At 67.5% G+C, this 12,638-nt stretch carries 9 protein-coding genes and 1 pseudogene; 8 read left to right on the forward strand and 2 right to left on the reverse strand.

All coding sequences use genetic code 11. From position 1 onward, the window contains the following. Positions 1-4 precede the first annotated feature (4 nt). Genes nuoL through ACIBST_RS18310 form a run of 4 tightly spaced genes read left to right on the forward strand, consistent with a single transcriptional unit; the run spans position 5 to position 6,064 of the window. Positions 5-1,918, forward strand: a complete 1,914-nt coding sequence (gene nuoL / locus ACIBST_RS18295; RefSeq protein ID WP_397172916.1) for an NADH-quinone oxidoreductase subunit L — start codon at positions 5-7, stop codon at positions 1,916-1,918. After that, complete coding sequence (locus tag ACIBST_RS18300) at positions 1,918-3,477, forward strand: NADH-quinone oxidoreductase subunit M (RefSeq protein WP_352322502.1); 1,560 nt, start codon at positions 1,918-1,920, stop codon at positions 3,475-3,477. Before nuoL ends, ACIBST_RS18300 begins: the two co-directional genes overlap by 1 nt. Then, positions 3,474-5,063: an NADH-quinone oxidoreductase subunit NuoN gene (nuoN, locus tag ACIBST_RS18305; protein WP_397172918.1), complete on the forward strand. Its 1,590-nt coding sequence runs from the start codon at positions 3,474-3,476 to the stop codon at positions 5,061-5,063. The genes ACIBST_RS18300 and nuoN overlap by 4 nt, the downstream gene beginning before the upstream one ends. An 11-nt stretch (positions 5,064-5,074) precedes the next feature. Further along, on the forward strand, positions 5,075-6,064 hold the full coding sequence (locus tag ACIBST_RS18310) for a polyprenyl synthetase family protein (RefSeq protein WP_397172920.1): 990 nt from the start codon (positions 5,075-5,077) through the stop codon (positions 6,062-6,064). On the opposite strand, the gene rarD is transcribed toward ACIBST_RS18310, so the two are convergent. Next, positions 6,026-6,955: an EamA family transporter RarD gene (rarD, locus tag ACIBST_RS18315; protein ID WP_397172922.1), complete on the reverse strand. Its 930-nt coding sequence runs from the start codon at positions 6,953-6,955 to the stop codon at positions 6,026-6,028. The genes ACIBST_RS18310 and rarD overlap by 39 nt on opposite strands. Before the next feature lie 169 nt (positions 6,956-7,124). Between rarD and msrA the strand changes: the two genes are divergently transcribed. Further along, the gene (msrA, locus tag ACIBST_RS18320; RefSeq protein WP_397172924.1) at positions 7,125-7,787 is read left to right on the forward strand and encodes a peptide-methionine (S)-S-oxide reductase MsrA; all 663 of its coding nucleotides are present in this window, start codon (positions 7,125-7,127) and stop codon (positions 7,785-7,787) included. A 249-nt stretch (positions 7,788-8,036) separates the two neighbouring features. Here msrA and ACIBST_RS18325 read toward each other — a convergent pair. Next, positions 8,037-9,074 (reverse strand): annotated as a pseudogene (locus ACIBST_RS18325) (ATP-binding protein); the annotation flags it as partial. 324 nt (positions 9,075-9,398) lie between these two features. On the opposite strand from ACIBST_RS18325, the gene ACIBST_RS18330 reads away from it, so the two are divergent. The 3 genes from ACIBST_RS18330 to ACIBST_RS18340 all read left to right on the forward strand — a co-directional run bounded on the left by ACIBST_RS18330 (position 9,399) and on the right by ACIBST_RS18340 (position 12,386). Further along, complete coding sequence (locus tag ACIBST_RS18330) at positions 9,399-10,616, forward strand: hypothetical protein (RefSeq protein ID WP_397172925.1); 1,218 nt, start codon at positions 9,399-9,401, stop codon at positions 10,614-10,616. A 219-nt stretch (positions 10,617-10,835) separates the two neighbouring features. Further along, the gene (locus ACIBST_RS18335; RefSeq protein WP_397172927.1) at positions 10,836-11,312 is read left to right on the forward strand and encodes a hypothetical protein; all 477 of its coding nucleotides are present in this window, start codon (positions 10,836-10,838) and stop codon (positions 11,310-11,312) included. Between the two features lie 564 nt (positions 11,313-11,876). Next, positions 11,877-12,386 (forward strand): hypothetical protein, encoded by a 510-nt coding sequence (locus tag ACIBST_RS18340; RefSeq protein ID WP_397172929.1) that lies wholly within the window; start codon positions 11,877-11,879, stop codon positions 12,384-12,386. Positions 12,387-12,638 lie beyond the last annotated feature (252 nt).

Genomic DNA, 12,638 nt, shown 5'->3' on the forward strand with positions numbered 1-12,638 from the left:
ACTGATGCAATCTGAAATCGCTCAGATCACCCCTCACGTCGGCGGTGTGATCGGGAACGCCTGGCTGATGATCGCTCTTCCGCTCGTGGGGGCGTTCATCCTGCTGGTGTTCAACAAGTTCACCAACCGCTGGGGCCATCTGCTGGGCGTGGTCATGTCGCTGGCCTCGTTCGTGGTGGCGGTGCTCGCGTTCTTCGAGCTGATCGGGTTCGGTGCGGAGGAGCGCCGCCGGGCGGTGCACCTGTACGAGTTCATCCCCGGCATGGTCGACATGGGTCTGCTCATCGACCCGCTGTCGATCAGCTTCGCGCTGCTCATCACGGGTGTCGGATCGCTGATCCACATCTACTCCATCGGGTACATGTCGCACGACGAGCACCGGCGCAGGTTCTTCGCGTACCTGAACCTGTTCGTCGCCGCGATGCTCCTGCTGGTGCTGGCCGACAACTACGTGGGCCTGTTCATCGGCTGGGAGGGCGTGGGTCTCGCGTCGTACCTGCTGATCGGGTTCTGGCAGTTCAAGCCCTCGGCGGCGGTCGCGGCGAAGAAGGCGTTCGTCGTCAACCGCGTCGGTGACTTCGGCCTGCTGGTCGGCATGTTCATCATCTGGACGTCGTTCGGCACCCTGGCCTTCAAGGACCTCGGCGCGAAGATCGGCTCCGGCGCCGCCTCCGACGGCACCATGCTCGCCATCGGCCTGCTGCTGCTCCTCGGCGCGTGCGGCAAGTCGGCGCAGCTCCCGCTGCAGTCCTGGCTCCTCGACGCCATGGAGGGCCCGACGCCCGTGTCGGCCCTGATCCACGCGGCGACCATGGTCACCGCCGGCGTCTACCTCGTCGTGCGCTCGGGCGCGTTCTTCTTCCCCGAGGGCTCGGGCGCGGCGCTCGCCGTCGCCATCGTCGGCGCGGCCACGCTGCTCGCCGGTGCGATCATCGGTTGTGCGAAGGACGACATCAAGAAGGGCCTGGCCGGCTCGACGATGTCGCAGATCGGCTACATGATGCTCGGCGCGGGCCTCGGCCCGGCGGGCTACGCCTTCGCGATCGGCCACCTGATCACCCACGGCTTCTTCAAGGCCGACATGTTCCTCGGCGCCGGATCGGTCATGCACGGCATGAACGACGAGGTGAACATGAGGAAGTACGGCGGCCTGCGCAAGTTCATGCCGATCACGTTCGTCACGTTCTTCATCGGCTACCTGGCGATCATCGGGTTCCCGCTGCTGTCCGGCTACTTCACCAAGGACGGCATCATCGAGACCGCGGTCCACCACCAGCCGATCCTGGGCTGGCTGGCCGTGCTCGGCGCGGGCATCACCGGCTTCTACATGTCGCGGATGGTCTTCATGACCTTCTTCGGCCAGAAGCGCTGGGCCGACGACGCCCACCCGCACGAGTCGCCGCTCGTCATGACGGTGCCGCTGATGATCCTGTCGCTGGGCGCGCTCGGCCTGGGCGCCTACCTGGTGCTGAGCAACCGCCTGCTGCTGTTCCTGGCCCCCGCCGTCGGCAGGCCGGAAGTGCTGCCGGAGTTCCAGCCCGCGGCCCCGTCGGGTCTGGCCACCCTCGCGCTCGTCGCCGTCGGCGTGGTCTTCGCCTGGATGAGGTACGGCCGGGCAGAGGTGCCCTCGGTGCAGCCGCGCGGCTCCTTCCTCACCACGTTCGCCCGCCGTGACCTGTACGGCGACGCCCTCAACGAGTCCCTGTTCATGCGTCCCGGCCAGTGGCTGACCCGCATCGCGGTGTTCTTCGACAACCGCGGCGTCGACGGGCTGGTCAACGGTCTGGCGGCAGGCATCGGCGGGAGCTCGGGTCGCCTGCGCAGGCTCCAGACGGGCTTCGCGCGAACGTACGCGCTGTCCATCCTGATCGGTGCCGCCCTGCTGACCGGCGCCCTGCTCCTCGTTGGGAACATCTGATGTCACCCTGGCTCCCGATACTCATGGCGGTGCCCGTTGTGGGCGCCATCGTGGTGGCCCTGCTTCCCAAGGGCGGCGACAAGCTGGCCAAGCAGGTCACGCTGGCGGTCTCGCTGCTGACGATGGTGCTGACGGGCGTCATGGCCGCCGGGTTCAAGCCCGGTGGCGAGCGCTTCCAGTTCAAGGCGGAGTACGACTGGATCCCGAGCTTCGGCGTGAAGTTCGGGGTCGGCGTCGACGGCGTCGCGCTGGTGCTGATCGCCCTGTCGGTCGTGCTGGTGCCGATCGTCGTCCTGGCCTCCTGGCACGACGCCGACGGCGTCAGGACCGCGGACGGCACGCTGATCACGCCCAAGCGGTCGGTCAAGACGTACTTCTCGCTGCTGCTCGTGCTGGAGACGATGATGATCGGCGTCTTCGCGGCGACCGACGTCTTCCTCTTCTACGTGTTCTTCGAAGCCATGCTGATCCCGATGTACTTCATGATCGGGTCGTACGGCGGCGCCCAGCGGTCGTACGCGGCCGTCAAGTTCCTGCTGTACTCGCTCTTCGGCGGCCTGCTCATGCTGGTCGCGGTCATTGGCCTGTACGTGCTGGCGAACAAGGGCACGTTCATGTTCGAGCCGCTCGTCGGGGCCATCAAGGACCCGACGACGCAGAAGTGGCTGTTCGGCGGCTTCTTCATCGCCTTCGCCATCAAGGCGCCGCTCTGGCCGGTGCACACCTGGCTGCCCGACGCGGCCGCCCAGGCCCCGGCCGGCGCCGCCGTGCTGCTCGTGGGCGTGCTGGACAAGGTCGGCACGTTCGGCATGCTCCGCTTCTGCCTGGAGCTGTTCCCCGACGCGGCCAAGGCGTTCACGATGCCGATCGTCGTCCTGGCGGTCATCAGCATCATCTACGGCGCGATCGTGGCCATCGGCCAGACCGACATGAAGCGGCTCATCGCCTACACGTCGATCTCGCACTTCGGCTTCATCGTGCTCGGCGTCTTCGCCATGTCGTCGGTCGCCCAGTCCGGCGCGGCCCTCTACATGGTCAACCACGGCTTCGCCACGGGCGCGCTGTTCCTCGCCGCCGGGTTCCTCATCGCGCGGCGCGGCTCGCCGTTCATCGCCGACTACGGAGGCGTCCAGAAGGTCGCCCCGGTGCTCGCCGGCTTCTTCCTGGTCGCCGGTCTGGCCGGTCTCTCGCTGCCCGGACTGTCGTCCTTCGTCAGCGAGTTCATGGTGATGATCGGCACGTACTCCAGCGAGGCGCACGGCTCCGGCGCGCTGACGGTGGCCGCGATCATCTCCGCGGTGGCCGTCATCCTGGCCGCCGTCTACATCCTGTGGATGGTCCAGCGGACGCTGAACGGCCCGACCGCCGAGCCGGTCAAGGCGTTCAAGGACCTCAACGCCCGGGAGATCTGGGTGCTGGCGCCGCTGGTCGCGCTGATCATCGGGTTCGGCTTCTTCCCCAAGCCGCTGCTCGACGTGATCAACCCGTCCGTGCAGCAGACGCTGACCAACGTGCACGTACCCACTGCCACCATCGCTGAGAAGGGGACAGGTCAGTGAACGACGTCATCCAAGCGCCGACGATCGAGTACGGCACGCTGGCGCCGTTGCTGATCATCTTCGGCGCTGCCTGCATCGGCGTGCTCGTCGAGGCGTTCGCGCCCCGCTACCTGCGCAAGTCCATCCACGTCCCGCTCACGCTGCTCAGCCTGATCGGCGCGTTCGCCCTGGTCATCCTCCAGGTCATGCGCGGCGTGCCCACCCAGGCCGCCGCCATGGGCGCGGTCGCCGTGGACGGTCCCGCGCTGTTCATCTGGGGCGTGATCATCGTCCTGTCGTTCGTGTCGGTGCTGCTGATCAACGACGAGGGCCACTTCGTGGCCTCGGCGGCGGCCGTGCCGGGCAGCGCGGACGAGGAGGAGGCCGAGGCGGCCGACAACGGCGCCGGGCAGACCGAGGTCTACCCGCTGGTGCTGTTCGCGGTCGGCGGCATGCTGCTCTTCCCGGCCTCGCACGACCTGCTGACGATGTTCGTGGCCCTTGAGGTCATGTCGCTCCCGCTGTACCTGCTGTGCGGCCTGGCCCGCCGGCGCCGCCTGCTGTCGCAGGAGGCGTCGATGAAGTACTTCCTGCTGGGCGCGTTCTCCTCGGCGTTCTTCCTGTACGGCACCGCCATGATCTACGGCTACGCGGGCACCGTCTCGCTGCCCGGGATCAACGCCGCCCTGGCCAAGGGCGCGCTGCTCGACCCGCTGCTCATGGCCGGGCTCGCGCTGCTCGGCGTCGGCCTGCTGTTCAAGATCGGCGCCGCGCCCTTCCAGGCGTGGAAGCCCGACGTCTACCAGGGCGCCCCGACCCCCATCACCGCTCTCATGGCCTCCGGCACGCTCGTCGCTGCCGTCGGCGCCCTGCTGCGGGTGTTCTGGGTCGGTCTGGGCAACCTGGACTGGAACTGGCGGCCGGTCATCTGGGCCGTCGCGGCCCTGACGATGATCGTCGGCTCGATCCTGGCGATCACGCAGACCGACATCAAGCGCATGCTGGCCTACTCCTCCATCGCGCACGCAGGCTTCCTGCTCGTCGGCGTGATGGCGACGTTCGGCTCGGCCGGGCAGAACGCCCAGTCGCTCAAGTCGATCCTGTTCTACCTGGCGGTCTACGGCATCACCACGGTCGGCGCGTTCGCGGTGGTCACGCTGGTGCGCGACCCGGGCGGCGAGGCGGGACACCTGTCGCGCTGGGCCGGGCTCGGCAAGCGTTCGCCGATGCTCGCCGGGGTGTTCGCCTTCTTCCTGCTCGCCTTCGCCGGAATCCCGCTGACCAGCGGCTTCTTCGGCAAGTACGCCGTGTTCGCGGCCGCGCTGAACAGCGGCACGCAGCCCGGCGACTCGATGGGCGGCTGGATGGCCGGCCTGGTCGTGGTGGGCGTGGTGGCCTCGGCCATCGCCGCGTTCTTCTACGTCCGGGTGATCGTGCTGATGTTCTTCAGCGAGCCCGCGGCCGACGGCCCGGCGATCGCGGTGCCCAGTATGGGGACCGTGGCCGTCATCGCCGTTTCCCTGCTGGTTACCGTAGGAGTGGGCCTCTACCCGGAGACCCTCCTCGGTGTCGCCAACGACGCCGCTTCGGCTCTGTTCATTAGATAAGGGGATCTCGTATGTCTGCGCCGCCCGTGGTTGACCTTCCCATTGAGGACGAACGGTTGGCGCAGGACGTGGCCACCGGATTGGCCGCGGTCGAGAAGCTCCTGCGCTCGTCGGTGGAGAGCGAGGACGCCTTCGTCACGGAGGCGTCCAAGCACCTCATCGAGGCGGGCGGCAAGCGGTTCCGCACCCTGATGGTGCTGCTCGCGGCCCAGTTCGGCGACCCGTCCGCGCCGGGTGTCGTGCCCGGCGCGGTGGTCATCGAACTGACCCACCTGGGCTCCCTCTACCACGACGACGTCATGGACGAGGCCCCGGTGCGCCGAGGTTCGCCCTCGGCCAACGCCCGGTGGGACAACACCGTGGCGATCCTCACCGGCGACTACCTGTTCGCCCAGGCCTCGGACCTCCTGGCCGACCTCGGCCCCGAGCTGATCCGCATCCAGGCCCAGACGTTCTCCCGCCTCGTCCAGGGGCAGATCCGCGAGACGATCGGCCCGCGCGACGGCGAGGACCCCGTCGGCCACTACCTGAGCGTCCTGGCCGACAAGACGGGCTCGCTCATCGCCGCTTCCGGCCGGTTCGGCGCGCTGCTGTCCGGCGCCCCCGCCGACGTCGAGGAGCGGCTGAGCCGCGCCTGCGAGGCCGTCGGCGTGGCCTGGCAGCTCGGCGACGACCTGCTCGACGTGGCCTCCTCGGGCGCCCAGTCGGGCAAGACGCCCGGCACCGACCTGCGTGAGGGCGTCCGTACCCTGCCGGTCCTCTACGCACTCACCAGCGGCGAGCAGTCGCGGCTGACCGAGCTGCTGTCCGGCCCGGTGCCGGAGGAGCACGTGGAGGAGGCGCTCACCCTGCTGCGGGCCCACCCGGCCATGGAGCGGGCCCGCGCCGAGCTGACCGCGTGGGTCGACCGGGCCCGCGTCGACCTGTCCGCCCTGCCCGACATCCCGGCCAGGGCGGCGTTCCTAGCTCTCTGCGACTACGTGGTCGAGCGTTCGGGCTGACCGCCTGACCCGGGCGGCCGTCCGTGCCGCCCGGAGGCTGTCGTAGGTGAAGATGGCCAGGGCCAGCCACACGATCGAGAACCCGATCCACCGGCTGGGCGGCATGACCTCGCCGGCGATCGTCACCCCCACCACGAACTGCAGGATCGGCGCGATGTACTGCAGCACCCCGACGGTGCTCAACGGCACCCGGATCGCCGCCGCGCCGAAGAAGATCAGCGGCACGGCCGTGATGATGCCGGCCCCCACCAGCAGCAGCGCGTGCCCGATGCCCTCCTGCCCGAACGTGGCCTGCCCCGCGAACTCCAGATAGATCAGGTATCCGAGCGCCGGCAGCAGCAGCACCAGCGTCTCGACGGCCAGGCTCTCGGTGGCGGCCACGTTCGCCTGCTTCTTGGCCAGCCCGTACACGCCGAAGCTGACGGCGAGCGTGAGCGCGATCCAGGGGAGCCTGCCGTAGTCGAGGGTCAGCACGACCACCGCCAGCGCCGCGAACCCGACCGCCGTCCACTGCAGCGGACGCAGCCGCTCCCGCAGCACCAGCACCCCGAACAGCACGCTGACCAGCGGGTTGATGAAGTACCCGAGGGCGCTCTCGACCACGTGACCGGTGTTGACCGCGTAGATGTAGGTGCCCCAGTTGACGGTGATGACGAAGGCGGCGATCGTCAGCAGGATGAGCTTGCGCGGCTGCCGGGCCAGCTCCCTGAACCAGCTCCAGTGCCGGCGCACGGCCAGCACGACGGCGACGGCGACCAGGGACCAGACCATCCGATGAGCCAGGATCTCCACGGCTCCGGACGGTTTGAGCAGCGGCCAGTACAGGGGGAACAGCCCCCACATGGTGTAGGCGGCGATCCCGAACAGTACACCGCGCCGAAGGTCAGGCATGTAACCCATTTTCGGGCCTTACCAGCTTAAATACAAATGTGTGTCACTATACGGGAATGTTTAGGCATCCTTAACTGTTCGGGCGTTGTGTAGGCGCAATCCCGCCACCCACGTCACGCCGCCGCCCGCGACGTTGCGTAGGGTGGAGACACCTGATGGAGGTGGCACGATGGGCTGGCTGTTCGGCGGCAACAAGACATCGATGGTCCGTCCCGAGGACGCTCTGCCGGGTCGCTCGGAGGCGATGCCCGTGCCCGCGCGGCACGCGGTCCTCGACGCCCCGCTCGCCCCGCCGTACCCCTCGGGCCTGGAGGTGGCCGACTTCGGGCTGGGCTGCTTCTGGGGGGCCGAGCGCAAGTTCTGGCAGACGCCAGGGGTGGTGACGACCGCCGTCGGGTACCAGGGCGGCTACACGCCCAACCCGACGTACGAGGAGGTGTGCAGCGGTCTCACCGGGCACACCGAGGCCGTCCGGGTGGTGTTCGACCCGGCGCAGGTGTCGTACGAGGAGCTCCTGAAGGTCTTCTGGGAGGCCCACGACCCGACCCAGGGCATGCGGCAGGGCAACGACACAGGCACGCAGTACCGGTCGGCGATCTACTACCACTCGCCGGAGCAGGAGAAGGCGGCGGAGACGTCCCGCGCCGCCTACCAGCAGGTCCTCGCCCAGGCCGGCTACGGCACCATAACCACCGAAATAGCCCAGGCCAAGCCCTTCTACTACGCCGAGGACTATCACCAGCAATACCTGTACAAAGTCCCCAACGGGTACTGCGGCATCGGTGGAACGGGCGTCGCCTGCCCCGTCGGTCTGACCTCCGGCGAAGCCTGACCTGCCGAACGCGGGCCGTGCCGCCAGGACGGCCCGCCTTCGGGGACACATGAACCCGGTCCATCAGGACGTGGAAGACGCGGTCCACAATGCGGATAGTGGAAGAGCGCGCATGCGGTTCCCGAAGGGGAGCGTTTCCTGGCCCGCGTACAGGACGTACCCGGCCATGAGCCGGTCGCCCAGTTTGCGGGCCAGATGCTGCAAGCCTCTGAAGTCATCGGCACGTACGGTTTCGGTCGCCTTGACTTCTATGCCGATTATCTCGCCAGAGGCTCGTTCGAGTATGCCGTCGACTTCGACCCCATCTCTATCTCGGTAGTGATAGAGCTGTACAGGCTCCTCGGACCACGTGAGCTGGCGGGCCAGCTCGCCGAGGGCGAAGTTCTCGATCAGCGGGCCCACGGGTGCCGTTATGTCGGACACGCGGGACGGGGTCAGGCCTGCCAGATGGGCGCCAAGTCCAGAGTCGACCAGCAGCAGTTTGGGTGTCGCGATCGCGCGTGTGGTCACGTTGGATGACCAGGCCGGAATCCGCCTGATGACGTACACCAGGTCGAGCAGGTCGATATAGCGCTTCACGGTGTTTCGAGGCAGCCCGAGATCGCGGCTGATGTTGTCGATCACAGTCAAGCCGCCCATCCGTCCAGCGAGGATGTTGAGCAGACGCCGCATATCGGCGGGTCGCTCGATATCGGACATCTGCTTGACGTCTCGGTTGATCAGATCGGAGATGTAGGACTCGAAGAAACGGGCTCTTCTGCGATGGGACGGGCGGTGGACGGCCTCCGGATAGCCCCCGCGTAGCGCGCGATGCAGGTAGTCGGGACGACGCAGTCCGGTAGCCGCGACCTTGAGATCAGGACCTTGCCGGAATGCCTCGTCCACGAAGCTGTCGTCGCTCCGTTCGATCTCCCCCTGGGAGAGCGGCCAGAGTTCGATTGTCTCGGATCTGCCAGGAAGCGCGTCCGGCAAGTCCCGGAGGCCCAGAAGCCGGGCGGATCCCGTCAGCAAGAAGCGCCCTGGCCGGGGATCGGCGTCTACTTCCCGCTTGATGGAGAGAAGGAGATCCGGTACGCGCTGGATCTCATCGATGAGGAGGAGTCCGTCATGATGCACAACCCCATCGGGGTCCTGTCGCGCCGCCGCGCGTACGGCTGCCTGATCCAGGTAGATCTCGCCGGCTCCTGCCGTCTGACGCACGATCGCCTGAGCCAGAGTGCTCTTGCCGACCTGCCGGGCGCCATTGATCACCACCACACGGGTGTCGGTAAGGGCTGCCATCGCCATGGCCCCCGCGCGACGCGAGAAGAGCGCGAGTTCATCCGTGTCGACGGTGCGGAGAATACTCCCGCACCGACAGCTGATGATGGCAGATTTGCCGTACGGGCCTTGGCGGATCTGCCGCAGCTCTAATGGCGGGTCTGCCGAGCAGCGGCCCGGTTTTCCGGTGGGAAGTGTGGGAGGGGACGCCGAACAAGATTGCGAGATGTTCGCCCCGACCTCGGAGAGGCTCTGTCAAGGGTGCCGTCCACTTCAGCCTTACGCCACAGGACGCGCGGAAGCCGTTCAGAGGGCGGCCCCCGTTGTGAGTGCCCGGGTGGGCGGCATTTGATGCCTGCTGACCTCGACCGTGTCACCGCATGGGTCGTGACCGAGCCGGTCGGCTGGATCCCCGCCGACCGCTACCTCGCAGAGCTGGCCGAGAACATGTACCGGCCGGAGTGGACGTGGATCGCCGAGGTCGGCGAGCGAGTCGTGGGACGGGCGTTGTGGTGGGGGCCGAGGGACAGCGCGCACCCGGTGGCGCTTGACTGCCTCGATGTGGATCCCGCGGTGGGTGAGCGTACCGCCATCGCCGCCGAACTGATCAGACGCGCGCTGGCCGTGTTCCCGCGGCCCGTGCAGTATGCGATCAAGGTGGCCGGCGGTTGGCGTGCGGATCCGGCCACCTCGGCGGCTGTGGAGTGGCGGCGGGCGGCGGCGCGCGCGGCCGGCCTCACCCAGGAGGTGGAACGGCTGCAGTTCAAGTGGACGCCGGCCGACGGGGTACCCACGGTGGGCGGGGCGCTGCGTTTCGTCGAGGCGTCCGATGAGGAGTTCCTGGCGGTTTTCGCGAGGATCGCCGAGGGCAGCCTGGACTTCCAGACCCGTACGAGCGTGGCGGCCAAGGGCGTGGACGCGACTGCGCGCGAGGAGATGGACTTCGATCTCGGTGCGCCGGGCAAGCGGGAGTGGTGGCGGATCGCCTGGACGCCCGAGGGCGAGGTGGCAGGCATGGCGATCCCGTCGGCGACACCGTACAGCGTGAACGTGGGGTATCTCGGGGTGGTCCACGTATCCGCGGGCGCGGATACGTGGACGAGATACTCGGCGAGATCACCCGCATACGCGCGGCCAACGGAGCGCCGCGCATCACCGCCACCACCGACATGGGCAACGCGCCGGTGGCGGCCGCGTTCCTGCGTGCCGGTTACCGCAACACGGAAATCCGGATCAACCTCTCCAACGACCACCAGCCCTAAGGTCTTGTCGCCCGAAGCGGAGTGTCACCGGCGGTACCTGTACAAGTTCCTAACGGGCACGCCGCCAAATCCTGAAGCTCAGCAGTGCTCCTCGACGAGCAACAGGCGCTCACCGCTCGGCCGTGCCCACTCCGTCACCTCGATGGCCACACCGGGTTCACTCCCGGAGTGGCCGTATCGGTGCCGCTGGCGCTCTCGCTCCGCAGGAGAGTCCGCCCACGTGACCGGCCCCGACATCCGCCAGGAACCCATGCGTACCGAACGGTCAGCGAACAACTCGGCTGCGCGTTGGGCGCTGGTGCCATAGGTACGCCCGACGACCCGCGTCCACTCCTGGCCCCTGTCGTCCCACAGCCGGTCTTTGAGACGGCGATTATGGTTGCCGCCCTTCCGTTTCGCCACGGTGCCACCTTAGATCCGGAGAGACGTCTCCGGCTCTGGGCGATCACCAGTGCCTTGATGAAGGTCGTGGGTGGCTCGGGGAGGAGGCGGGCGGAGCGCGCGTGTCCGGGAAAGTGAGGGGATCATGGTTCGCATCGCTGTGTCCGGTCATCGAGGCTTGCCGGAGGAGACCGCCGTACTGGTTGACGGGGCGGTACGTGAGGCGCTTGCTGAGTACGGTCCTGGAGTCGCCGGGTTGTCCTGTCTGGCGGTTGGGGCTGATCAGATCTTCGCTCGTGCGGTGCTCGATCTCGGTGGTGTGCTGGAGGTTGTGATCCCGGCCAAGGAGTATCGGGACGGGCTGCCGGGGGAGTGCCATGCTGCGTACGACGAGTTGCTGGGCCGGGCGGTCCGGACTCACCGGCTGGACTTTGTGGAGTCCACCGCGGAGCCGCACATGACGGCCAGCGCGCGGATGCTGGACGACGCCGAGGCGTTGTTCGCCGTCTGGGACGGGCAGCCGGCCCGAGGCTACGGCGGCACTGCTGACGTCGTGGCCGAGGCACGGCGACGGGAGGTGCCCGTACGGGTGATCTGGCCCGATGGAGCTCGACGAGATTAGGAGTTCCTGGATAGGCGCTTGATGCGTCTCCAGGTGAGCTCCTGGACCTAGACATGATCTTTCTAGGCCCAGAGGCACAGGGCCCCATCGGTACTCGCCTGCTTTGCCGAGGTGCGCTCCTGTGAGCGGTGGCGATTTGTTGGCGGGCTACCTCGGCCCAGAATGCCTCTCCGTGGCGGTGGCCGCTTCTGGCATGGTGTCGTTTGCTCATCGTCACGGTCTTCTCCGGGGCGGGAGGCGGGGTGCCGGTGATCAGCCCGCCTTGCTCGGCGTGAGGTCGGCCAGGGCCTGCCGAATGTCTCCGAGTCTGATGACAGGTGTAGATCAGGCGGCGCAGAACAACTGACCGCGCTCCGGCCAGGGGGTCACGCCGCCGCACAGATAGAGCCCTACGATCGCCACTGCATTGCCGGCCGTCGCAAATGACGGGGGGCGTTCGACGATCCGGTGCTCAGTTTCTCAGCGCCGGCTCACCCAATATCGACCACCTGTCCGTACTTCCAGCCGTATCCCGTAATCCCATAGCGTCGTTTCACTCGCGACCTCATCGACAGGAGCGCACACATGAGCGCCATGCACGACTACTACCGGGCTCCCAATCGCGCCACCGCAACTTGGCGGCCGAGCGAGTTACGGGCACCGGCCAAACCCCTCTCCGACGCTCCGGCGTTCGACGTCGTGGAAACCAAGTGGATCGATCCCACCGGGTCCCTCGGCGAACTCGTGGCCGTCATCAAGGGCGTCCCCTACTCGAACGATCTGGTCGAGACCGTCACCTTGTTCCCGCCGTCCGAAGGGGCGCCGAAGACCGAAGACGAATGGCTGGCGCTGCCGGAGGATTCGCCCTATCGCGAGGGGCCGGAGATCGATGAACTCTCGGTGAGCGTGCGCGATGCACTGGCCGAGGTCGATGACGACCGCCTGCCCGAAATTGCCCAGCGATGGATGAAGGAGGATGTCTCCAGCTTCCACGATGGCGATTACGTGCTTGATCTGGTCAAGGAATTCGTCGCGCTGGCGCGAAGGGCCAAGGAGAGCGATGAACTGCTCTACTGCTGGTGGATTCCCGGCTAGTCATGATCCTGCGCAGATGCTGGATGCCGCGACGCGTGCAAAATAGCTTGCCGATGGGGCTGGCGGTATGTGCTCCGTTCCCTGTGCACCGCCGAACGGCGATCCCATGTGCCAGCTCCGCGCGTAGGCCACGACCGTGTCTGACGCAGACGGGCCAGCCTTTCCAGATCGGCTCCTTCGATCACTTCATGCGTGGCCTCGGCCACGCATGTAGCGCTGCTTGAAGCCTGCCTCCGCCATGGGCGGCGTGTA

The organism is Nonomuraea sp. NPDC049684, assembly GCF_044465345.1.
GTDB lineage: Bacteria > Actinomycetota > Actinomycetes > Streptosporangiales > Streptosporangiaceae > Nonomuraea.

Bases quoted from the DNA above. Each gene is read 5' to 3' on its own strand.
- nuoL (WP_397172916.1), top strand. From the start codon at position 5: ATGCAATCTGAAATCGCTCAGATCACCCCTCACGTCGGCGGTGTGATC.
- ACIBST_RS18300 (WP_352322502.1), top strand. From the start codon at position 1,918: ATGTCACCCTGGCTCCCGATACTCATGGCGGTGCCCGTTGTGGGCGCC.
- ACIBST_RS18310 (WP_397172920.1), top strand. From the start codon at position 5,075: ATGTCTGCGCCGCCCGTGGTTGACCTTCCCATTGAGGACGAACGGTTG.
- rarD (WP_397172922.1), bottom strand. From the start codon at position 6,955: ATGCCTGACCTTCGGCGCGGTGTACTGTTCGGGATCGCCGCCTACACC.
- msrA (WP_397172924.1), top strand. From the start codon at position 7,125: ATGGGCTGGCTGTTCGGCGGCAACAAGACATCGATGGTCCGTCCCGAG.
- ACIBST_RS18330 (WP_397172925.1), top strand. From the start codon at position 9,399: ATGCCTGCTGACCTCGACCGTGTCACCGCATGGGTCGTGACCGAGCCG.
- ACIBST_RS18335 (WP_397172927.1), top strand. From the start codon at position 10,836: ATGGTTCGCATCGCTGTGTCCGGTCATCGAGGCTTGCCGGAGGAGACC.
- ACIBST_RS18340 (WP_397172929.1), top strand. From the start codon at position 11,877: ATGAGCGCCATGCACGACTACTACCGGGCTCCCAATCGCGCCACCGCA.